The sequence below is a fragment of the Pseudomonas syringae group sp. J309-1 genome (genome assembly GCF_032582135.1).
In the GTDB taxonomy this organism is placed as follows: domain Bacteria; phylum Pseudomonadota; class Gammaproteobacteria; order Pseudomonadales; family Pseudomonadaceae; genus Aquipseudomonas; species Aquipseudomonas quasicaspiana.
This window is the reverse complement of record NZ_JAWHNU010000001.1, coordinates 221,826-244,447: the sequence shown is the minus strand read 5'-3', so window position 1 is coordinate 244,447 and position 22,622 is coordinate 221,826. Positions and strand designations below refer to the sequence as shown.

Here is a 22,622-nt window from a genome sequence, read left to right as displayed (position 1 = left end):
GGCCTGAAATCGGCGGTGTTCTTATCGCGGGCAAGCCTCGCTCCCACAGTCCTCATTCGCTCTGCAGGGAAGTACCAAATCTAATTCCTCATACAACAACAAGATCGAGGTTCTCATGAACGACACACCTACACGCTGGTACGGCCAGCTGTATGTCCAGGTGCTGATCGGTATCGTTATTGGCGGTGCGATTGGTTTCTTCCTTCCTGACATCGGCGCAAAGCTGCAACCCCTCGCCGATGGCTTCATCAAACTGATCAAAATGCTGCTGGCGCCGATCATTTTCGGCACCGTGGTGGTTGGCATTGCCAAAATGGGCAGCATCAAGGAGGTCGGCCGTATTGGCGGCAAGGCGCTGATCTACTTTGAGGTGTTATCGACGTTGGCGCTGGTTATCGGCCTTGTCGTGGTCAATGTCCTCAAGCCAGGCGTCGGGATGAATATCGACGTCAACAGCCTCAATGCCAGCGCGGTCAACGGCTACACCCAGGCGGCTGCGGCGCAGGGCGGTGTGATCGAGTTCTTCCTCGGCATCATCCCTACCACACTGTTCGATGCGTTCGCCAAAGGCGCGATGTTGCAGGTGATTCTGGTCTCGGTCCTGATGGGCGTAGCGCTGGTGCAGTTGGGGGAAACCGGCAAGCCGCTGGTCAACGTCATCGACCTTTTGCTGCAAACCCTGTTTCGCATCGTCGCGATGGTCATGAAACTCGCCCCTCTGGGTGCGGGCGCAGGCATGGCATTCACCATCGGCAAGTACGGCATCGGCACACTGATGTCGTTGGGGCAGTTGATCATCGCCCTATATGTCACGACGCTGTTCTTCGTCGTTGTCGTACTGGGCAGTGTGGCGCGCTGGTCGGGCTTGCCGCTGTTGCAGTTCCTGCGCTACTTCAAAGATGAAATCCTCGTCACCCTCGGGACCTGCTCAACCGAAGCCGTGTTGCCACGCATGATGGTCAAGCTGGAAAAACTGGGCTGCAAAAAGTCGGTGGTGGGTATGGTCTTGCCAACGGGCTACACCTTCAACTCCGATGGCACCTGTATCTACCTGACCATGGCGGCGATCTTTGTGGCGCAGGCAACCAACACGCCGCTGACCTTAATGGATCAACTGGTGGTGCTAGGCGTGTTGTTGCTGACATCGAAAGGTTCGGCGGGCGTTGCGGGTGCAGGCTTTGTCACCCTGGCCGCAACGCTGTCGGTCATTGGCGATATCCCGCTGGTGGGCCTGGTATTGTTGCTGGGTGTCGACCGCTTCCTCAACGAAGCGCGGGCGGTGACCAACCTGATCGGTAATGGCATCGGCACCATCGCGATTGCCAAATGGGATGGTTCGTTCGACCAGGCCCAGGCAGCGCGGGAAATCGCGGCGATGAAAGAGCAGAGTTCGCTGAGGAAGGGCGCTGGTAAAACGGTGAGTAAGCTTGTTTAGGCGCATTCAAACGAATTGAAATGCAATCCCCTGTAGGAGTGAGCTTGCTCGCGATAGCGTTCTGCCTGTCAGTTGCCGGTCGAATGACAGGACGCTATCGCGAGCAAGCTCACTCCTACAGATTTTGTCGTGGCTCTACAATCGAGTAATCAAAAATCCTGCGAGGTCGGGCGCAGCACGATTTCGTTGATGTCCACATCCGCTGGTTGCTCAATCGCAAAGGCAATGGCGCGGGCCACGGAGCTGGAAGGGATAGCCTGTTTGTAGAACTCGCCCACTGCTTCAGCGCTGGCCTGGTGCGAACTGCCCAGTTTCAATTCCGAGTCCACTGCACCCGGTTCAATGGTGGTGGTGCGGATGCTGCCGCCGACTTCATGACGAAGCCCTTCGGAAATCGCTCGCACGGCATACTTGGTGCCGCTGTACACCGTGCCGCCCGGGCTGAAGACCTTGATGCCCGCCACCGAAGCGATATTGATGAAGTGGCCGCTGTTCTGTTGCTGAAATACTGGCAGGGTGGCGGCGATACCGTAGAGCAGGCCTTTGATGTTGATGTCGATCATGCGATCCCATTCATCGGTCTTGCCTTCCGACATCGGTGCAATCGCCATGGCACCTGCGTTGTTGATCAGCACGTCTACACGGCCGTAGGTATCCAGCGCGCCTTTGATCAATGCGTCCACATCTTCTTTACGGGTCACGTCTGTCTGATAGGCAACGGCGTTACCGCCTGCTGCGGTGATTTCGCTGACCAACGTGTCAAGATTAGCCTTGCGACGAGCGCCCAATACAACCTTCGCCCCCAAACCGCCAAGATGACGCGCGGTGGCTTCACCCAGACCGCTGCTTGCACCGGTAATGACGACGACTTTGCCTTCGATGTTATTGCTCATGATCTGAATACCCTTGAGTTGGTTTCGAGAGGGATAACTGCTTTCGAAATCAATTGTGGGCGGGTTCTTTCTATCGATAAATGGAAGAGATAGGATTTAGGAATTCCAGAAATTGGAATGATTGGTCAGTGATGACTCATTCCGTTCTGGATTACTTTGCCCGTAGAAGCCGCTCCGCTGTTCCTGACGGCACGCTGTCGAGACACAACATTGGACTGTAGGAGCGCGCTTGCCCGCGATTTCGGTCTGTCAGTTGATGGATAGATCGCCTGTGCTGACGCGTTCGCGGGCAAGCGCGCTCCAGGTTTAGCATCCCCATGTACCAGGAGTTCCCATGCTCAACCGCGTCGAAATGCTGAGAATCTTCTGTGCCGCCGCTGAATCCGAGACCTTCCGCGAGGCCGCTAGCCGTCTGGGCACATCGCCGCAGAGCGTGACCCGAGCAATCAAAGAGCTGGAAAACACCCTCGGCGAAATGCTCTTTCACCGCAGCACCCGGCAGATCCACATCACTGCGTTCGGCGAAGACCTGGCACGGCAGGCACGGGAAACCCTGAGCGGCTTTGATCAACTCTTTGCCCGTCACACCGGCGTCGAGAGCGATGGTCTGGCGGGGCGGGTCGGTATCACCGCGCCATACGCCATCGGCCGATTGTTCCTGCTGAAATTCCTCAAACCCCTGATGAGCAAACATCCGGAGTTGCGCATCGACGTGCGCTTCGACGATGAAGTGACCGATGCTGTTGAAGCTCAGGTCGATATCGGCATCCGGGTTGGCTACATCCGCGACCGCCGCTATATCGCCAGAGCAGCCGGTACCGTTCCGTTTCATGTAGTGGCCACGCCGCAACTGGTGGCTTCCACCGGGCGGCCATCCACACTGGAAGAGCTCAAGCAGCGCCCGTTGTCCGTGTTGATCGACCGTAAAACCGGGCGGCCATGGCCCTGGGTGTTCGCCGATGGCCAGACGTTTATGCCGCAATCGGCCGCCTTCACCTGTGACGACCCCGAAGCCGAGCTGGAAATCGTTCTGGCCGGGCTGACTTACGCGCAAATGCCCCGCTATCTGGCCGAGCCCCATTTGCGAGAGGGCAGGCTGGTCGAAGTCGTGCCGCAGATCGCGCCGCCGCCATGGGAGCTGTTCGTCTATCGCCCTCAACGCGGCCCCGTCGCTCCGCGCGTTCGCCTGATTTACGACCATCTGCTGGCCAGTTTTTCTGACCCGCTGCGCTTTCCGCAGGGTGCAAGTTAGCCAGCGAATTGAAATGCTCCCACAGACTTAGCGATCAACTGTAGGAGCCGAGCTTGCTCGCGAAGAACGATGACGCGGTGCACTTGAATACCTCATCGACTGATTCGGGGCCAAGCAACGCTCCAGCAGAGAGTGCCATCGACCATAGAGCGAGCAGGCCAAAATAGAATCTCCCACAGAGAAACGCTCAAAAAAGCCCATACCTTCAAGTTTTATCTATCGATTGACAGAGTATGTCTATCGCTACCCAAGACTTAGCTAATTAGCTCTCTTCTCAAAGGGCGTCTAGGCTTGTTCTGGCGCTGGTGAGCCAGTCGCCGTTTAATTAAGTTTCCGTGTGGCGACAGAGAGATGCTGATCCCGCGCTGGCCACGCATGTTGTGCCGTGATGAACCACATCGCTGTCTGAAGTCCGGACCGGGCCAGGCAGCGCATGAACTCGACCAAAGGTAAATAAAACATGTCGACTGAATCGAAATGCCCCTTTAATCACGCTGCTGCAGGTGGCGGTACAACCAACCGCGACTGGTGGCCGAACCAACTCAATCTGAAGATCCTGCATCAGCACTCATCGCTGTCCGACCCGATGGGCGAAAACTTCGACTACGCCGCTGCATTCAAAAGCCTTGATCTGGAAGCGGTAAAGCAAGACCTTCGCGCGCTGATGACTGACTCCCAGGACTGGTGGCCAGCCGACTTTGGTCACTACGGTCCGCTGTTCATCCGTATGGCCTGGCACAGTGCCGGGACCTACCGTACCGCTGACGGTCGTGGCGGTGCGGGCGCGGGGCAACAACGCTTTGCGCCGCTCAACAGCTGGCCGGACAACGTCAGCCTCGACAAAGCGCGCCGCCTGATCTGGCCGATCAAACAGAAGTACGGCCGCAAGATTTCCTGGGCCGACCTCATCATCCTCACCGGTAACGTCGCGCTGGAGACCATGGGCTTCAAACCGTTCGGTTTCTCCGGTGGGCGTGCTGACGTCTGGGAGCCGGAAGAAGCGGTTTACTGGGGCTCTGAGAAAACCTGGCTGGGCGGCGACACCCGCTACGGCAAGGAAGAGCAGCCTGAAGGCGAAGGCGTGCTGGTGGCCGATGCAGGCAAGCACGGCACCGAAGAAAGCCGCAACGACGCGCCAGGCCGTGACCTGGAAAACCCGTTGGCCGCCGTGCAAATGGGCCTGATCTATGTGAACCCGGAGGGCCCGGAAGGCAACCCGGACCCGGTGGCCTCGGCCAAAGATATCCGCGAAACCTTCGGTCGCATGGCGATGAACGACGAAGAAACCGTGGCCCTGATCGCGGGCGGTCATGCCTTCGGTAAAACCCACGGTGCTGGCCCGGCTGATAACGTCGGTGCAGAACCCGAAGCGGCAGACATCGAGCAACAAGGTCTGGGCTGGAAAAGCACGTTCGGCAGCGGTAAAGGCGGCGACACCATTACCAGCGGCCTGGAAGTGACGTGGACCACCACGCCGACCCAGTGGAGCAACAACTACCTGGAAAACCTGTTCGGTTTCGAGTGGGAACTGTTCAAGAGCCCGGCGGGTGCTCATCAATGGCGTCCAAAAGACGGCGCTGGTGCCGGTCTGATTCCCGATGCCCATGATCCGTCCAAGCGCCACACACCGACCATGTTGACCTCTGACCTGGCGCTGCGTTTTGACCCGGCTTACGAAGTGATTTCCCGTCGCTTCCTCGCCAATCCGGACCAGTTGACCGACGCCTTTGCCCGCGCCTGGTTCAAACTGACCCACCGTGACATGGGGCCGCTGTCCCGTTATCTCGGTCCGGAAATGCCAGCAGAAGAACTGCTGTGGCAAGACCCGATTCCAGACGTCGATCACCCTTTGGTCGACGAAAACGACGTGGCTGCACTGAAGGCTAAAGTTCTGGCTTCGGGCTTGTCTGTTTCGCAGCTGGTTTCCACTGCGTGGGCGGCAGCGTCCAGCTTCCGTGGCTCCGACAAACGCGGCGGTGCCAACGGCGGGCGTCTGCGTCTCGCGCCACAGAAATTCTGGCAAGCCAACCAGCCGGAACAACTGGCGCATGTGCTGGCAAAACTGGAAAGCATCCAGAGCGAATTCAACGGTGCACAGGCAGGCGGCAAGAAAATCTCCCTCGCTGACCTGATCGTGCTGGCCGGTTCTGCGGGTGTTGAGCAAGCGGCGAAAAACGCCGGTCATGCCGTCACCGTTCCTTTCGCGCCGGGTCGTGCCGACGCTTCGCAAGAACAGACGGATGTTGAATCGTTCGGTTTCCTGGAGCCTGTTGCTGATGGCTTCCGTAACTTCCAGAAGGGCCGTTTTGGTTCGTCGGCTGAAGCATTGCTGGTCGATAAGGCCCAACTGCTGAACCTGACTGCGCCGGAAATGACCGTGCTGGTAGGCGGCCTGCGCGTGCTGAACACCAACGTCGGCCAAACCCGACATGGCGTGTTCACTCAGCGTCCGGAAACACTGACCAACGACTTCTTCATCAACCTGCTGGACATGAGCACCGAGTGGCGCGCCGTGTCTGACGCCAAGGACGAGTTCGAAGGCCGTGACCGCAAGACCGGTGCTGTGAAATGGACCGGTACTCGCGTCGATCTGGTGTTCGGTTCCCACGCCCAGTTGCGTGCGCTGGCTGAGGTATATGCCGCGGGCGACGCGCAAGAGAAGTTCGTCAGCGACTTCGTCGCGGCCTGGACCAAAGTGATGAACCTTGATCGCTTTGACCTTGCCTGATGTAAATGCTTGAACCCGAAAGCCCCGGTCTGAGTCGTCAGGTCGGGGCTTTTTTATTGCCGGAGGTGTTTGATGAGCTGCGACCTGCGTGACGTCTACCGAGGCTACATCGCCTGCTTGAACCATCAGGACTGGCCTGCGCTGGGCCAGTTTGTTGATGAAAACGTGCACTACAACGACCAGCGCGTGGGCCTGACTGGCTACCGCGAAATGCTCGAACGAGACTACCGGCAGATTCCGGACCTGCATTTCAACATACGATTTTTAATCGCCGACCCCGAACACATCGCCGCCCGCCTGGACTTCGACTGCACCCCGATTGGGGACTTTATGGGCTTGCCGGTCAATGGCCGGAAAGTGCAGTTCAGCGAAAACGTGTTTTACCGGTTTAAAGAGGGGAGGATCGTTGAGGTGTGGTCGGTGATTGATAAGGCAGCAGTTGAAGTGCAGCTTTGATACAAGCGCTCCAACAGGCAGAGGCATTATCGGTAGGAGCGAACTTGTTCGCGAAGCGTTGTGCCTGACACACCGCCTCGCCAACAAGTTGTCTCCTACCGGAATGTGTTGTCTGTCTGAATCAGAGCGTCCACTTCACCGAGAACATCAGATTACGTGGGTCGCCATAAACGCCGCTGCCCGAGCCAGTCGGAATGCCCTGCCAGTATTTGGTATCGAACACGTTGTTGAAGTTGACTCGACCGTCCCAGTGCTCGTCGAATTTGTAGCCTGCCATCAGGCCCACGACCGAGTAAGCGTCCTGAGTGGCGTGGCCGTTGGCGGTACCCACCCTGTTAAAGGTGTCGCTCTGGGCAAGAACGTCAGCACCGACACGCCATTTGTTGAGGTCACCTTCCAGGTTGTAGCTGGTCGCGGCTTTGAACAGTTGCTTTGGCTGATCTGGACCAAACCGTCTGCCTTCGTTGTCCGCATCCTTTACGTACTGGCTCAGCAGGTAAGTGTAGGCTGCAGAGACTTGCCAGTTCGGGGTAATCGCGCCGCTAATTTCCGTATCGATACCGCGACTGCGAACTTCGCCTGCCGCTTGGTTACAAGTACGACTTTGTTGAGTGCAACTGGCTGGTTGAGGGGTGATCGCATATGCACGGTTTTCCTGCGTCATGTCGAACAACGCCACCGACGCGTTCAGCGCTCCATCGAAATATTCGCCCTTCAGACCGATTTCATAGCTTTCGCCTGTCATCGGTTTCAATGCTGAGCCAGCAATGTTCTGTTCGCTCTGCGGCTTGAAAATTTCGGTGTAGCTGGCATAGACCGAGTAAGTATCGTTCAGGTCGTAGATGACGCCCGCGTACGGTGTAACCTCCTGAGTGACCTTGTAGTCGCCTGTGCCGCTTTGGTTGTCGTAGTCATACCAGCTCAACCGGCTACCGACGATCACATGCAGTGGGTCGATAGGGTTAAAGCGGGCTACTGCATAAGCCGCATTTTCAGTTGCGACGTTTTTGCTCGCATAGGCAGTTCGTGTATCTGCCGTTGGCTTAGGCACAGTGCCTGGGTTGATGTTAAAGGGGTCGACTGCGTAACCAGCCCAAAAGCCACCACGCTGATCGAATTTTTCCTGACGATGGCTGACGCCAACGCTCAGATCATGTTCACGCCCGAACAGGGTGAATGGGCCTGAGAAAGAACCGTCCAAATTGGTTTGTGTGTCTTTGGTGTCATATTGACCAGCGCCCTGTTCATATCCTACGCCAGGATCCGGGAAAGGGAACGACAGGTAGTTGGAAAAGGTGTCTGATTCTGCCCAGATTTTGGACGCTGCCAGCTTGGCGTTCCAACCGTTGTCAAAGCGATGTGTAAGGTCAGTGAATACACTGACGTTGTCCCGATTCCAGTAGGCCCAGTCGCCACTCAGGAACGTCGAACGCGAGAACCCAAGATTCTCGCCATTACGGCCTGAGGGCAGGCTGCCCCAATCTGAAGTCGCGTCATCTTTTTGTTTCGACGCACCAATGGTCCAGGTGGTCGCATCGTTCAGGTCGGCCTCAAGGATGCCGTAGAAGGTCTGGCGCTGTTTGTTGCGTTCGTCGACAAAGCTCTTTTCGTCTTGATATGCAGCTACAACGCGACCTCGGACTGTGCCGGAATCGTTGAGCTTGTTGGATGCATCGACTTCGGTACGGTAGCGGTCCCAGCTGCCAGCGCTAGTAGTGATGCTGACTTGTGGTGTTGCTGTAGGGCGTTTGCGTACAAGGTTCAGGGTTGCGGACGGGCTGCCAGAACCCGTCATCAGGCCTGTAGCACCGCGCACGACTTCCACGCGGTCGTAGAGGGCAAGATCCGCTTCAGCCAATGTGTCCTGAGTGAAGGTGCTGAGGATGGTCGGCAACCCGTCATACATCAGGTTATCAATCGTAAAACCACGAGCCAGAAACTGCTGACGGTCCTGACCGAACTTGCGCAACGTCACACCAGGCGCATATTTAACGACGTCATTCACGTCATTCATGCCCTGATCTTCAATCCGCTGACGCGTGATAACACTCACCGACTGCGGCGTTTCACGAATCGACAACGGCAACTTGGTCGCGGTGCTCATTGAACCCGTGGTGTACGAGTTAGTGCCTTCAGTAGTTGCCACGCCCGCAAGGCCGTAATCAGCATTGATGTTCACGCCGTCCAGCGCAATCGCGCCTTGTGTTGGCTGTGGCTGGATCACGCGTGCCGAATTGCCTTCGACGCTAGCGGTCAGGCCGCTGCCGACCAGCAAACGCTGCAGAGCCTGGGCGGGTTCCAGGTTGCCGCTCACTGTTGGCGCTTGTTTGCCCGCGACCTGCTGTGGGTCGAATGTCACGGTCATGCCGCTTGTTTTGCCCAGTTGGGTCAGGGAAGTCGCCAAGGGTTGAGCCGGAATATCCAGACGAACCGGCGCCGCGAAAGCGCTGGCGGAAAAACCAAGCGCCAGTGCGATGGTCAAGGCAGATAAGGCGGGACGTGACATTCTGTAATCCTTACGAAAGTCGAGATTAATAAGCGCGCGTTATCGCCTGACACGATGTTTTGAAACAAAAGTTCAAGACAGTGCCGGACTTACTTGGAGCGCAAGATGACGCGATCCTAACAAGGTGTGAATACGACAGTAAATACAAATCGTTATCAGTCATTATTTTTTTAGAAAAGATTTGCTCGTACGCCTTTGCGATTTGACGATGGTTCAGCGAATGCTCATGCAGATCCCTTTCTAGTCGGTGATGTATCTGAGGCGATCAAAAACTGTTGGAGCGATCAACCATTGACCTGCGTCCTGTCCTGCCCCCGGCTGAAATGCTAAATTAGCCGCCATGAATTTCTTCCGAACCCATCGCTCGCCCATTGCCTGGATGCTGTACGCCTTCATCCTGTTCAATGGGCTCGCCTGCGCCATGAGTCATGGCCAGATGATGGGGGCGTTTTCCGGGGAGCCCGCAGCGGTGCCTTCCCATCATGAGCATCACGGCAGCGCTTCCATGAGCGATGCGCATCACGAGATGTCGATGGGCATGTCGATGCCGATGCCGATGGACAGCGCCAGCAAAACCATGGCGACGCCGGGCAGCCTGCAATCGCTGTTTGGCGACTGTTCTTTTGCCGGGACGTTGACCCTGGCGATGATTTTCTTCGTCGCCCTGAGCTGGTTGAACCGTACCCGCAGTCCTCGTTTCATCTTCCCTTCGCTCTGGCCGGGCCGTACGTCGCGCCAGTGTTTCCCCGGGCTCAACCCGCAGGCTCCCTGACGGCACCCACTCCCCGTTAAAAACCAATATCGATTTTTTGCCTCGCCGGGATCGTCCCGGTCGGGCGCGTTTAGCCGTTGGTGAGCCCTATGTCTGCTTTACCTGCACACTCGTCGTCGAGTGCGTTTGTCGCGCTGACGAAACGGCTGCACTTTTACATCGGCCTGTTTATCGGGCCGTTCATTCTGGTCGCGGCACTCAGCGGGGTTATTTATGCCCTGACGCCGCAGATCGAAAAAAACCTCTACGCCCATGCCCTGCACACCGAAACCCAAGGCCCGGCCTTGAGTCTCGAAGCCCAGGTGCGTCTGGCTCAGGAGGCCGCCGGTTCCGGGCCGACGGTCGCCGCCGTTCGTCCAGCGCCCAATCAGGGCGATACCACCCGCGTGATGTTCAACGTTCCGGGGTTAGGCGAATCGGAGCACCGTGCGCTGTTTGTCGATCCGGTCAGCGGAGAGATTCGCGGCGACATGAAGGTCTACGGCACCAGCGGAATATTGCCGCTGCGGACCTGGATCGATCAGTTTCACCGCAGCCTGTTGTTGGGTGACGTCGGTCGCATCTACAGCGAACTGGCCGCTTCCTGGCTGTGGGTCGCAGCAGCGGGGGGCATTGTGTTGTGGGCAGTGCGCCGCAAACGTGCCAGGACGCTACGCAGTGGTTTGCGCAGCTGGCATGCCAGCGCCGGGCTGTGGTTGATGTTGGGCTTGTTGTTTTTCTCGGCGACCGGTTTGACCTGGTCACAATACGCAGGCGGCAACATTGGTGTGCTGCGCGCTTACTACGGCTGGTCAACGCCCAGCGTTGCGACGACGCTGACGAAACCGGCCGACAGCGCAATGAACATGAACGTACCGATGGACGAGCACGCCGAACATCACATGCACATGGCACCTGCTGCCTCGAACAGCGTGCTGAATCCTGCACTGTTCGACAGCGTTCTGGCGACTGCTCGCAGCGCCCATATCGAAGCGGCCAAGGTAGAAATCCGCCCGTCGAGCAAGCCGGATAAAGCCTGGGTAGTCGCCGAGATTGATCGCAGCTGGCCGACCCAGGTTGATGCAGTCTCAATCAATCCGGACACCCTGAAGGTGGTCGATCAGGTTGAGTTTTCCCAATACACGTTGCCTGCCAAGCTCACCCGCTGGGGCATCGACGCGCACATGGGCGTGCTGTTCGGGCTGGCCAATCAGTTGATTCTGGTGTTTTTTGCCACCGGACTGGTGATGATGGTGATCATCGGTTACCTGATGTGGTGGCGCCGCAGACCGACCCTCGGGCGGCAGCCGACCGTTGTGGATGCGTGGCGTCAGTCAGGCCTTGTTGCCAAAGCCGCATGGCTGCTCGCGGCAGTGGGACTTGGCATTTGCTTGCCGGTGTTGGGCTGGAGCCTGCTGGCGCTGGTGATCTGCGACCTCATCGTCACGTACCGCGCGCCGTCTGTCGCCTTTGTGCGCAGTCAGGGCCATGTAGAAAGGCCATGAAGCATTTTCTGACATTACTACAGCGACTGTAGGAAATGTCACAGGTAACCTACGCGGCTTTAGCAGCACAGAGAATTTGAACGACGGGGCAGTTGGTTCGCTCCGTTGTTTTTCAAGAGGCCACACATGAACACATTACTGACCCGCCGTCAGCTTATAGGCGGCTTGAGCGTGCTGAGTCTGGGCGCGCTTGCCGGTTGCGGTGATTCCAACAAGTTGTCGTTCAAGTACGGCAAGGATTTGAGCGACAAAATTCTCGGCCGGACCTTCAAACTGAAGGACCCCCAGGGCAACGTGAAAACCCTGTCGAGCTTTCGCGGCACCATGCCGATGGTGTTTTTCGGCTTCACCCAATGCCCGGCGGTTTGCCCGACAGCGCTGGCGCGTGCGGCGCAGATCAAGAAGTTGATGGGTCCGGATGGCGATACGCTCCAGGTGATCTTCATCACCGTGGACCCGGAGCGCGACAAGCCGCAAATGCTTGATGCTTACGTCAAAGCGTTCGATCCGAGCTTTGTGGCGTTGTACGGCACCCTCGAAGAAACCGCCGCCACGGCCAAAGAGTTTGGCGTGTTCTACGAGAAAATCCCGAGCGGTGACACGTACACCATGTCCCACACCGCCACCAGTTACGTCTTCGACACCCGCGGCGTGCTGCGCCTCGGCCTGTCTCATTCCCTTTCTGCCCAACAGTGCACAGAAGATCTGCTGACTGTCATGGAGGTCTGCTGATGAACCTTGAACGCCCGAAAACATTTCTCAAGCAAGCATTGCTGGGGCTCTCGCTACTTGGCCTCGCCGCTCAGGCTTCAGCGCAAACGGTTGTTGAAGACGCATGGGTCCGTGCAACGGTGCCGGGGCAGGCGTCCACGGGTGCATTTCTGACGTTGAAGGCCAGTGCCGACAGCAAGTTACTGGAGGCTCAGTCACCCGTGGCGAAGCTCGTGCAGATTCATCAATCGAGCATGAAAGATGATGTGATGAGCATGCATGAAGTGACTTCGGTTGCCTTGCCTGCGGGCCAGCCAGTGGTACTGGACCCGAGCAGTTATCACATCATGCTGATCAATCTGACGGCTCAGGTGAAAGAGGGCGATAAAGTCCCGCTGACCCTGATCGTCGAGGATGGCAAAGGTGTCAAACAGTCCATTGCTGTTGAAGCCACTGCCCGTGCCTTGAATGCGCCGGATCATGGCGCGATGCATGATCACAGCAAGATGCACTGATGCGTTGACTGTCGTCGGCAAGCTCCATCCAGGCTTGCCGCGACATCAGCTCCGGTTCGCCAGAAACACCAGGCTGGGCGCTTGCCCCGGCACATCGTCCAGCACATCAACACGGTTCATGCCGATCTTTTCCAGCACCCGAATCGAGGCCTGATGCGTCGGCCTGACCAGCCCGTATACCTTGGTTAGTTTCTGTTCGTTGAACGCATAGTCCAGCGTCGCGCTGGCCAGCTCCGTCGCATAACCCTTGCCCCATGCCGGTACACCGAAGCGATACCCCAGGTTGACCCGCTCTACGTCGAGATACTTCATCAACGCCACGCCGCCGAAACCGATGATTTCATCCGGCGCTTCCCGAGTCGCCACCGCCCACCAGCCGTAACCCTGTTCCTGCCAGTGACGCATCCAGGCATTCAAAAATATCTGCGCCTGCGCCAGCTCTTTCATCGGGCCATTGGGATTGAACACATTGGTGGCTGGATCGCTGTAGATGGCGAACATTGCAGCAAGGTCATAGGGGCGGGGTGGTCTGAGTAGCAGTCGTTCGGTGGTTCTTTGCATGGGTGGGTCCAGTTTTCAGCTGTGCTCATCAATGATTATGGCTTTGAAACGCATTCCCGGTAGGGGCCAACACATAACAATCTGATTTGAAATGAGGTTCCTGTAGGAGTGAGCTTGCTCGCGATGGCGTCAGTTCAGACGATATATTCGTCGGCCAAAAAACTGAATCGCGAGCAAGCTCACTCCTACAGGTCCTGCGTCCGGCTTTGATTTCTATTACCTCAAATCAAACCAGGCAACTCCTGCTCAAGCTCCGCAAACTTCCCCTTCAATAACGAATGCAATTGCTGAATCGCCGGGGAAAACTGTTTGCGGTGCGGGCATACCAGATTCAAAGGTACAGGTTCACCAGGATAGTCCTGCAGCAAAATCTCCAGCCGTCCGGCCTTGATATCTTCACTGACGTCCAGCCACGATTTATAGGTAATCCCTTCCCCCGAAACCGCCCAGCGCCGCGCCACGTCGGCGTCATCACAGAACAGCGGGCCCGAAACAGATATCACCCGAGCGCCCACTCGCCATTTGTCATAGCTCCGTCCGCCCAGGGTGTAGAGCAGGCAGTCATGACGCAAGAGGTCATCCGGCGTCTGTGGCCGTCCGTGCTTTTGCAGGTAGTCAGGCGAGGCCACCAGCACCCGTCGATTCCACGATGCCAGCGGCAGGGCAATGTAATGGGCGTCTTCAAGCAAGCCATAGCGGATCGCAACGTCCACCGGGTCGCGGAACATGTCTGCCACCTGATCGGATAAGAACAAGCGCATCGACAGGCCAGGATGCTCGCGCCGAAACCCGGACAGCCATGGCAGCAGCATGTTACGCCCCAGGTCCGAAGGTGCCGCCACTTGCAGCACACCGCGCAATTCAGCGCTTTCGCGGCGGAGTTTTTCGCGACCCTCTTTAAGCGTATCGAGCACGGTTTGCGCATTGGGCAAATATTGCTCGCCCTCAACGGTCAGGCGCAGGCTGCGGGTAGAGCGCGCGAACAGGCGCACATCCAGCTCGCGTTCCAGACGTTTGATTGCCGCCGCCACTTGCCCCGGCAGCAGATCGACTTCTCGTGCTGCGTTGGAGAAGCTGCCCAGCGCTGCCGTGCGGACGAACAAGGCAAGGTCATCAATGCGGATCATCTTCACTCCAGCTGTGAAAGTGTTGGCGCATTTTAGGGGTTTTTCTTTGTCGCAGAGAAGGTGAGTATGTCTCCACGTTTTTGAACCCACTTTCAAAGGATTTCCCATGAAAGCTATCGCCTTTACCCAACACGGTCTGCCGATTGAAGATCCAGATGCACTGCTCGACATGGACCTGCCCAAGCCTGCGCCGGGGCCTCGTGACCTGCTGGTGGAAGTCCACGCTGTTTCGGTCAACCCGGTTGACACCAAGATCCGCGCCGGTTCAGGGCCGACCGAGCCGAAGGTGGTCGGTTGGGACGCCGTCGGCACAGTGCGTGAAGTGGGCAGTGACGTGACACTGTTCCAGCCCGGCGATGAAGTGTTCTACGCCGGTTCAATCGTGCGCCCGGGTAGCTACAGCGAATTCCATCTGGTGGATGAGCGCATTGTCGGCCGCAAGCCCAAATCCATTGATAACGCCCACGCAGCCGCTTTGCCTCTGACGTCCATCACGGCCTGGGAATTGCTCTTTGATCGCCTGGGTGTGGAAGAGGGCGGTGGCGAGGGCGAAAGTCTGTTGATCATCGGTGCAGCGGGTGGCGTCGGTTCGATTCTCGTCCAACTGGCCCGCCAACTGACCAAAATGACCGTGATCGGCACCGCTTCGCGCCCTGAAACTCAAGCGTGGATCAAGCAGCTCGGCGCGCATCATGTCATCGATCACAGCCAGCCGTTGGTGGCTCAACTGGAGCAGATTGGTGTTGGCGAAGTGACTCATGTCGCCAGCCTGACCCACACCGACAGCCACTTCACGCAATTGATCGAAGCGCTGCGCCCGCAAGGCAAACTGGCCCTGATCGACGACCCGAAAACCCTCGACGTGGTGCCGATGAAGCGCAAGGCACTGTCGTTGCACTGGGAACTGATGTTCACCCGTTCCCTTTACGAAACCCCGGACATGATCAAGCAGCATGAGCTGTTGAATCGCGTTGCCGACCTGATTGATCAAGGCGTGCTCAAAACCACCCTCGGCGAGCACTTCGGCACGATCAACGCCGCTAACCTGCGCCGTGCTCACGCCGTTGTAGAAAGCGGCAAGGCCAAAGGCAAGATCGTCCTCGAAGGCTTCTGATTTTTATCAATATGTCAGTGGCTGCCTGCGTCCAGCAGGCAGTCGGGAGAATGTTCGTGTTCAAGAAGTCCTTTTTTGCTGTTTCTGCCTTGGCGCTTGGTGTGGCCATGACTGCTCACACCGCATTGGCGGCACCGGCAACCGATTTTTCAGCAAGCGCACCGGCCGACAAGTCCATAGGCCAATTGCAGCAAGTCTTCGCGTTCCACGACGCCATGCCCACGGGCGTGACCGTGAGCGAAACCGGCCGTATTTTCGTCAACTTCCCGCGTTGGGGCGATGACGTGCCTTTTACGGTCGCGGAAATTCGGGACGGCAAAGTACAGGCTTGGCCGAACACACAGATCAACAAGGAAGATCCCCAGGACCCGGCCAAGGGCCTGATCAGTGTGCAAAGCGTAGTGGCTGACGGGCAGGGTCGCGTCTGGTTGCTCGACACGGCTGCTCCCGGTTTTGCTGCTCCCAAGCCAGGTGGCGCGAAGCTGGTGGCGGTCGATCTGGCGAGTAACAAGGTGGTGAAAGCGCTGGTCTTCCCGGCCAACGTCATTCTGCCGAGCACTTACGTCAACGACATGCGTTTTGATTTTCGCCATGGCAAGGAAGGCACGGTCTATGTCACCGACTCCTCTGTGAGCGGGCCAGGAGCAATCATTGTTATGGACATCGCTACTGGTAAGGCGACGCGGCGTTTGAGCGGTGCGAAGTCGACATCGGTTGATCCGTCGTTCATTCCGGTCGTCGAAGGGCAGGCCGTCATGGCCACGGGCGCTGATGGCAAGAAGAAAGCGCCAGCGGTTGCTTCCGATGGCATCGCACTGTCGCCAGATGGCCAGACTTTGTATTTCAGTCCGCTGTCGAGCCGTCATCTGTATTCGGTACCGACCAAGCTCTTGCGTGATGCAAGCGTCAGCGAGAAGGCATTGGACGCAGCTGTTCAGGATCTCGGTGAAAAAGGTGCTTCCGATGGCCTGGAAGCGGACGCGAGCGGAGCGGTATATGCCACTGATTACGAGCACAACGGCATTCGCAAGCGACTCGCGGATGGCACTTGGCAAACCATCGTTCACGATCCTCGGGTGTTGTGGCCGGATACCTTGTCTATAGGTCCGGATGGCTATCTGTATTTCACCGCCAACCAGTTGCATCGCCAGGCCGGTTTCCAAGGGGGTAAAGACCTGCGCCAGAAGCCTTACAGCCTGTTGCGGGTAAAAATCAACGCAGCGCCAGCGCCGACTCGCTAAGCATTTTTGACCGGAGAACACCATGGAACTCGCCAGCCTCGCCAAAACCCGATACACCACCAAGGCCTACGACGCGACCCGCAAAATCCCTCAGGCCAGTATCGATACGCTGCTGGACCAACTGCGCCTTAGCCCGTCGTCGGTGAATTCGCAGCCTTGGCATTTTGTGGTTGCCGCCGACGAACAGGGCAAAGCACGCATCGCCAAAGGTGCGCAGGATGGTTTTGCCTATAACGAAGCGAAAATCCTCAACGCGTCTCACGTCATTGTGCTGTGCACCCGCACCGAGATGACCGAGGATCACCTGCACGCGGTGCTGGATCAGGAGGATCTGGACGGTCGCTTTCAGAATGCCGAGGCCAGGGCTGGTCAGGACAAAACCCGTCGCGGCTATGTCGATATGCACCGCTATGACCAGAAAGACGTGCAGCACTGGATGGAAAAGCAAACCTACCTGGCACTGGGCACCTTGCTGCTGGGCGCGGCTTCGCTGGGGTTGGATGCCACGCCAATGGAAGGTTTTGACTTCAAGAAACTCGACGAAGAGCTCGGTCTGCGCGCTCAGGTTTTCACCAGCCTGGTGATCGTCAGCCTGGGTTATCGCAGCGAAACCGACTTCAACGCCAAGCTGCCTAAGTCGCGTCTGGCTGCCGAATCGGTGTTTACCTTTCTCTAAGTCGCACAGTGAACGGCAGGTCCCTGGCTGAAGCTGCCTCGGCCTGCTGTTCGCGATCAGTGTGTTGCACGACTTATCCCAAATCCCCGCAGAAAAAAGCCCACCAAACAGGCACTAAGCTGGCCAAGTGCTGTCAATCACTTGCGGATTGCCGGGACATTGACGCGGCGCCGCGAACATTGAATCTGCAGGCGCAATGCTGGTGTCAATGGCACCGCGCTGACGCGTAGCAAACACAGGACCTGTAGGAGCGCGCTTGCCCGCGATTCGGTCTGTCAGTTGATGGATATATCGACTGTGCTGACGCGATCGCGGGCAAGCGCGCTCCTACAGAAACCTCATTTCAATCAGATTGTTATGTTTTTTGATAGGAGCTGCCGGTTTTACTTTCAGCTAAAACCCGAGCGCATGGATTGCGATCGATACACTGACTCTTCTTTTCGGTCGATACCCTATGCGCTTCCTGCTTGATCCGCGTCATGACATTGATGCCGCTTTGCTCTGCTACCGCCGGGTGTTCTGGTCGTTGGCGCTGTTCAGTGGGGTGATCAACCTGTTAGTGCTGGTGCCTTCGCTGTACATGATGCAGGTTTACGATCGTGTGCTTACCAGCCGGAACGAAACCACTCTGGTCATGCTGACCCTGATCGCGCTGGCGTTGTTCATGTTCAGCGGGATGATCGAGTGGGTGCGCAGCCACGTGATGATTCGTATGAGCGCGGGTCTGGATGAGGCGCTGGGCGAGCGCGTGTTCGACGCCGCATTTGCCCGCAGCCTGCAAGAGCACAACGCCAATCCGGCGCAGGTCCTCAGCGATCTGACCAGCCTTCGTCAGTTGATCACCGGGCAGGGTTTGATTGCCTTGCTGGATGCTCCGTGGCTGCCGATCTTTCTCTTGGTGGCGTTTGTTATTCACCCCTGGTTCGGTCTGCTGACGCTGGTGCTCGCCCTCGTATTGATCGGTCTGGCGCTGTGGGGCGAACTGGCGACGCGGGCCAGTCTGGGTGAAGCCAACCGCGTGAGCGTGAGTTCGGCGGGGTACGTCAACAGCACGTTGCAGAACGCCGAAGTGATCAGGGCGCTGGGCATGCTCGGCCCGTTGCGCCAACGCTGGAGTCTGTTGCAGCAGCGGATCATCGCCGCTCAGTCGCAAGCCAGCGACCGCAGCGCTCAGATCACCTCTGCCACCAAATTCGTCCGTATTTCCGGGCAGTCGCTGGCGTTGGGGCTGGGCGCACTGCTGGTGCTTGAGGGCCAGCTTTCGGCGGGCATGATGATCGCCATGTCGCTGTTGCTCGGTCGCGCGCTGGCTCCGGTTGAAATCGCTATCGGTTCCTGGAAGCAGTTCAGCTCAGGGCGCCAGAGTTATCAGCGCTTGAGCCAGCTATTGACTCAGCATCCCCGTGAACGACTGCGCATGCCATTGCCGCCACCCACGGGCGCGGTGCGTTTGGAGCAACTGTATGCGGGACCGCCGGGCGCAACGCAACCTATCCTGCGCGGGATCAATTTCGCCCTTAATAAAGGCGACGTGCTTGCGGTGATTGGCGCCAGCGCCAGCGGCAAGTCCACGCTGGCCAGGGCGATGGTCGGCGTCTGGCCCGTGCTGGGCGGTTCGGTGCGTCTGGATAACGCAGAAATCAGTCAGTGGACTCACGACGCCCTAGGCCCTCACTTGGGCTACTTGCCTCAGGACATCGAGCTGTTTGCCGGTAGCGTGGCCGACAACATTGCCCGGTTTGGTGAGCAAGACGCCGACAAGATCATCGCGGCCAGCCGTCATGCGGGCATTCACGACATGATCCTGCGTTTTCCCCAAGGCTACGACACACCACTGGGCCCGGGCGGGCTCGGCTTGTCCGGCGGTCAGAAGCAGCGTCTGGGCCTGGCCCGTGCGCTGTATGGCAACCCGGCATTGATCGTCCTCGATGAACCCAACTCCAACCTGGATGAAGCGGGCGAGCTGGCATTGATTCAGGCGGTCAAGGCACTCAAGGCTTCCGGCAGTACCGTGGTGTTGATCACCCATCGGCCAGGCATTCTGGCCGTGGTCGATCACATTCTGTTGCTCAGAGACGGCGCCCAGCAGGCCTTTGGTCCAAGGGATCAGGTGCTCAAGGCATTGATGCCAGCCGATAAAACCGCTCCTGTCAGGGTAGCCAACAAAGATGCGTGATCTTGATCCTGGCGCCAACGTGCGCATCGACAATCCCGTCAGCGTGCGTAACCCCGGTGCCGCGCCCAAGGCCAGTACCGACGCGGGCGGCGCTGCGCGTTACGGGGTCATTTTTCTCTGTGTCGCGCTGGGCAGTTTTCTTCTGTGGGCGTGCCTTGCGCCGCTTGATCAAGGCGTCGTGGGCAGCGGCACGGTGGTGGTTGCCGGTGAGCGCAAAGCGGTGCAGTCGCTGGTTGGCGGTGTGGTTGAGAAACTGATGGTCAGCGACGGCGATCACGTCAGTCAGGGTCAATTGCTGGTGCAGCTCAATACCTTGCGCGCGCAGTCGCAACTGGACGTCACCCAAGGCAAGTTGCTCAATGATCGTGCGGTGGAAGCGCGATTGATCGCTGAGCGTCTGGGCAACCAGAGCATCGAATGGCCGCCTGAATTGCTTGAGCGTGCCCAGGAGCCACGAATCAAGTCGGCCATGGCACTGCAGACTCAGTTGTTCGAGACCCGTCGCGCCGAATTGGCCAGCCGCCTGAAAATCATCGAGCACGAAATCGAGTCGTTGCAGCAGCAACTACGAGGTTACGAAGGCGTGAAACGCAATTTCGATGCGCAGATGCAGTTCCAGCAGCAGGAACTTGAAGGCCTGCGCGAACTGGCGCGTGAAGGGTATGTGCCGCGCAGCAAGCTCTACGAAGCTGAGCGCAACGGCGCGTTGCTGGCGGGGCAGATTTCGTCCGGGCAGGGTGATGTTGGCAAAACGCGTCAGGCGATCAATGAAAGCCGACTCAAGATGCTTCAGACCCAACAGGAGTTTCGTCGTGATGCCGAGACCCAGCTCAGCGAGGTTTCCGCCGAGGCAGCAGGCTTTGCCGATCAGATCAGTGCCTTGCAGTTTGAAGTCGAAAGCGGCGCCATTCGCGCGCCGGTTTCCGGGCAGATCATGGACGTAACGATTCACACCGTGGGCGGTGTCGCGCAGGCCGGCCAAAGCCTGATGCAGGTCGTGCCGCTGGATGCGCCGATGGCAATCACGGCGCGTTTCGAACCGTTGATGGCAAACAAATTGCGACCTGGTTTACCGGTGAACGTGCATTTCACAGCACTGCAACGGGTTGATACGCCCACTGTGACAGGCGTGGTGAGTACCGTTTCAGCGGATCAGTTGCTTGATGAGCAGACCCGTCGGCCGTATTTCTCCGCCAAGGTCGAGATCCCTGCCGAGACGGTGGTCGCGCTGCAAAATGCTGGATTGCTGGTGCGTCCCGGCATGCTTGCCGATGTCACGGTGGTGACCGGAGAGCGCACGCTGATGAATTACCTGATGAAGCCCCTGCGCGAACGGATGCTCGCTGCGTTCAAAGAGGAATGAGCATGATCCCGCGTTCTCGCCGTTCCCGTTGCTTTTTAGTGGCAGGTCTCTGTGCTGGTCTCTGGACTGGTTGTGTGGCGTTCAATCCTGCATGGGCTGCTGAGGCCGGGTTGAGCCTTACCCAGGCCTACGATGCCTCACGTCTTAATGATCCGACGCTGAAATCGGCCGGTCATGCTTATGACGCGTCACAGCAGGAGGAGGCGATCGGTCGTGGCGGTCTCCTTCCTCAGGTGTCTTTGACCTCGCGCTATGGCAATGGCGGCCGCACCGATGGCGGCAGCGATAACGGCTATGTGAACAGCAACGATTACCAGGCCAACAACGTCACGCTCGCCGCACAGCAACCGCTGTATGACAAAGGGCGCTGGGCGGCTTATCAAGAGGGCAAGGCGCGCGGGGTGTTGGGGACGCAGCAGTTCGATCTTGCCAATCAGAGTCTTTATGACCGGGTTGCCAAGGGGTATTTCGATGTAGCCCGTGCCGAAAACGAGATCAAGCTGATCGCTCAGCAAAAAGCAGCGATCAGCGGCCTGGTCACGCAAAGCCAAAAACTGTTCAAGTCTGGGCAGGGCGCTATTACCGACATTTACGAGTCGCAGTCTCGTCTGGATCTTGTTGAAGCGCAGGAGACAGAAGCCATGGCGCGGCGCACGGCCGCGCTGCGAGCGTTGTCTGGCCGCGCGAGCGTGCCGATTGATGATATTCAGCCGATGCGCGAAGAACTTTCCGCCGCCAGCCCGATCCCTGCTGAACAGGATTTGCCTTACTGGACGGCCATTGCCAAGGACGCCAGCCCGGAGCTTGCAGCGCGTCTGGCGGCCATGAGGGTGGCCGAGGCGCAGGCTGATACGCAACGTGCCGGGCATTATCCGACGCTGTCATTGACCACTCAATTGACGCGTCGAGAGACCCGCCAGTATCAGGACCTCGATCCGCGTCAGGACACTTATTACGTGGGTGTCCAGCTGGATATCCCGTTGTATCGCGGTGGCTCGGTTCGAGCGTCGGTGGCCAAGGCCGAGGCGCAACTGGCTGGCGCGCAATCGGACTACGACGTGCAGCGTCAGCAACTGGCGGAAGACATCGAAACGGATTACGTGGGGGTAGTTGCCGGGTTTGCCAAAAGCAAAGCCATGCAGCGTGCGGTGGAGTCCAGCCAGCAAGCGCTGACCTCGACCGAGAAAGGTTTTCAGGGTGGTGTTCGTTCGACGGTGGATATCCTTGATGCACAACAACGCGTGTTTCAGGCACGCCGTGATTTGCTCAACGCCAAGCTCGACATGCTGCAAAGCTATGTAAGCCTGCATACCCACACCGGCCTGATGAATCGCGGTGTGCTGGAACAGGTGCAGCGGTTGTTTTAATGCCGCTGCGATCTTCCAGCCGACTCAGATCCATGTGGGAGCCGGGCTTGCCCGCGATACAGACACCGCGGTCTGGCAGGCAGATCACCGAAACCTTATCGCGGGCAAGCCCGGCTCCCACAGGGAAAGTAACTCGCCATTGAGCAGTGACAAGGGAATCTGTAGGAGCTGCCGAAGGCGGCGAACGGCGGTGTGTCAGGCAAAACGCCTTCGCAGCCTTCGGCAGCTGCGACAGACCAATTGGT

18 protein-coding genes are annotated in these 22,622 nt (G+C 58.1%); 14 read left to right on the top strand and 4 right to left on the bottom strand.

The window, feature by feature from the left end; all coding sequences use genetic code 11:
• The first annotated feature begins 115 nt into the window (after positions 1–115).
• Positions 116–1,435 carry a C4-dicarboxylate transporter DctA gene (gene dctA, locus RX972_RS01160; protein ID WP_316872231.1) on the top strand — a complete coding sequence of 440 codons (1,320 nt, stop codon included), beginning with the start codon at positions 116–118 and terminating at the stop codon, positions 1,433–1,435.
• 149 nt (positions 1,436–1,584) lie between these two features.
• Here dctA and RX972_RS01155 read toward each other — a convergent pair whose 3' ends face one another.
• Positions 1,585–2,328 carry an SDR family oxidoreductase gene (locus RX972_RS01155; RefSeq protein WP_027902091.1) on the bottom strand — a complete coding sequence of 248 codons (744 nt, stop codon included), beginning with the start codon at positions 2,326–2,328 and terminating at the stop codon, positions 1,585–1,587.
• A 334-nt stretch (positions 2,329–2,662) separates the two neighbouring features.
• Here RX972_RS01155 and RX972_RS01150 point away from each other — a divergent pair, with 334 nt between their 5' ends.
• The 3 genes from RX972_RS01150 (at position 2,663) to RX972_RS01140 (ending at position 6,764) form a co-directional block, all read left to right on the top strand.
• Complete coding sequence (locus RX972_RS01150) at positions 2,663–3,580, top strand: LysR family transcriptional regulator (RefSeq protein ID WP_316872229.1); 918 nt, start codon at positions 2,663–2,665, stop codon at positions 3,578–3,580.
• Between the two features lie 460 nt (positions 3,581–4,040).
• Complete coding sequence (katG, locus tag RX972_RS01145; RefSeq protein WP_316872228.1) at positions 4,041–6,308, top strand: catalase/peroxidase HPI; 2,268 nt, start codon at positions 4,041–4,043, stop codon at positions 6,306–6,308.
• A 72-nt stretch (positions 6,309–6,380) separates the two neighbouring features.
• A complete protein-coding gene (locus tag RX972_RS01140; protein ID WP_410478178.1) occupies positions 6,381–6,764 on the top strand; it encodes an ester cyclase in 384 nt (127 codons plus the stop codon).
• A gap of 121 nt (positions 6,765–6,885) precedes the next feature.
• On the opposite strand, the gene RX972_RS01135 is transcribed toward RX972_RS01140, so the two are convergent.
• Entirely contained in the window at positions 6,886–9,270 is a 2,385-nt protein-coding gene (locus RX972_RS01135; protein ID WP_316872225.1) for a TonB-dependent siderophore receptor, read from the bottom strand.
• 340 nt (positions 9,271–9,610) lie between these two features.
• Between RX972_RS01135 and RX972_RS01130 the strand changes: the two genes are divergently transcribed.
• The 4 genes from RX972_RS01130 (at position 9,611) to RX972_RS01115 (ending at position 12,752) form a co-directional block, all read left to right on the top strand.
• Positions 9,611–10,042 (top strand): DUF2946 domain-containing protein, encoded by a 432-nt coding sequence (locus tag RX972_RS01130; RefSeq protein ID WP_316872224.1) that lies wholly within the window; start codon positions 9,611–9,613, stop codon positions 10,040–10,042.
• Between the two features lie 89 nt (positions 10,043–10,131).
• Positions 10,132–11,526, top strand: a complete 1,395-nt coding sequence (locus RX972_RS01125) for a PepSY-associated TM helix domain-containing protein (RefSeq protein WP_316872223.1) — start codon at positions 10,132–10,134, stop codon at positions 11,524–11,526.
• A 126-nt stretch (positions 11,527–11,652) separates the two neighbouring features.
• The gene (locus RX972_RS01120) at positions 11,653–12,258 is read left to right on the top strand and encodes an SCO family protein (RefSeq protein WP_027902096.1); all 606 of its coding nucleotides are present in this window, start codon (positions 11,653–11,655) and stop codon (positions 12,256–12,258) included.
• Positions 12,258–12,752, top strand: coding sequence for a copper chaperone PCu(A)C (locus RX972_RS01115; RefSeq protein ID WP_122708481.1), 495 nt, complete (start codon positions 12,258–12,260; stop codon positions 12,750–12,752). Before RX972_RS01120 ends, RX972_RS01115 begins: the two co-directional genes overlap by 1 nt.
• Positions 12,753–12,797: 45 nt before the next feature.
• Here RX972_RS01115 and RX972_RS01110 read toward each other — a convergent pair whose 3' ends face one another.
• Together RX972_RS01110 and RX972_RS01105 are read right to left on the bottom strand one after the other, a co-directional pair.
• Positions 12,798–13,313 (bottom strand): GNAT family N-acetyltransferase, encoded by a 516-nt coding sequence (locus tag RX972_RS01110; protein ID WP_122806295.1) that lies wholly within the window; start codon positions 13,311–13,313, stop codon positions 12,798–12,800.
• Between the two features lie 221 nt (positions 13,314–13,534).
• Entirely contained in the window at positions 13,535–14,440 is a 906-nt protein-coding gene (locus RX972_RS01105) for a LysR family transcriptional regulator (protein ID WP_316872220.1), read from the bottom strand.
• Positions 14,441–14,546: 106 nt separating this feature from the next.
• Between RX972_RS01105 and RX972_RS01100 the strand changes: the two genes are divergently transcribed.
• The 6 genes from RX972_RS01100 to RX972_RS01075 all read left to right on the top strand — a co-directional run bounded on the left by RX972_RS01100 (position 14,547) and on the right by RX972_RS01075 (position 22,377).
• Complete coding sequence (locus tag RX972_RS01100) at positions 14,547–15,554, top strand: zinc-binding alcohol dehydrogenase family protein (protein WP_316872219.1); 1,008 nt, start codon at positions 14,547–14,549, stop codon at positions 15,552–15,554.
• A gap of 107 nt (positions 15,555–15,661) precedes the next feature.
• A complete protein-coding gene (locus tag RX972_RS01095; RefSeq protein ID WP_316872240.1) occupies positions 15,662–16,795 on the top strand; it encodes an L-dopachrome tautomerase-related protein in 1,134 nt (377 codons plus the stop codon).
• Between the two features lie 22 nt (positions 16,796–16,817).
• Positions 16,818–17,471: an oxygen-insensitive NAD(P)H nitroreductase gene (gene nfsB / locus RX972_RS01090; protein ID WP_316872217.1), complete on the top strand. Its 654-nt coding sequence runs from the start codon at positions 16,818–16,820 to the stop codon at positions 17,469–17,471.
• Positions 17,472–17,925: 454 nt separating this feature from the next.
• On the top strand, positions 17,926–19,647 hold the full coding sequence (locus RX972_RS01085) for a type I secretion system permease/ATPase (RefSeq protein WP_027901262.1): 1,722 nt from the start codon (positions 17,926–17,928) through the stop codon (positions 19,645–19,647).
• On the top strand, positions 19,640–21,010 hold the full coding sequence (locus tag RX972_RS01080; protein ID WP_316872216.1) for an HlyD family type I secretion periplasmic adaptor subunit: 1,371 nt from the start codon (positions 19,640–19,642) through the stop codon (positions 21,008–21,010). Before RX972_RS01085 ends, RX972_RS01080 begins: the two co-directional genes overlap by 8 nt.
• A complete protein-coding gene (locus RX972_RS01075; RefSeq protein WP_410478177.1) occupies positions 21,007–22,377 on the top strand; it encodes a TolC family outer membrane protein in 1,371 nt (456 codons plus the stop codon). Before RX972_RS01080 ends, RX972_RS01075 begins: the two co-directional genes overlap by 4 nt.
• The last annotated feature ends 245 nt before the right edge of the window (positions 22,378–22,622 follow it).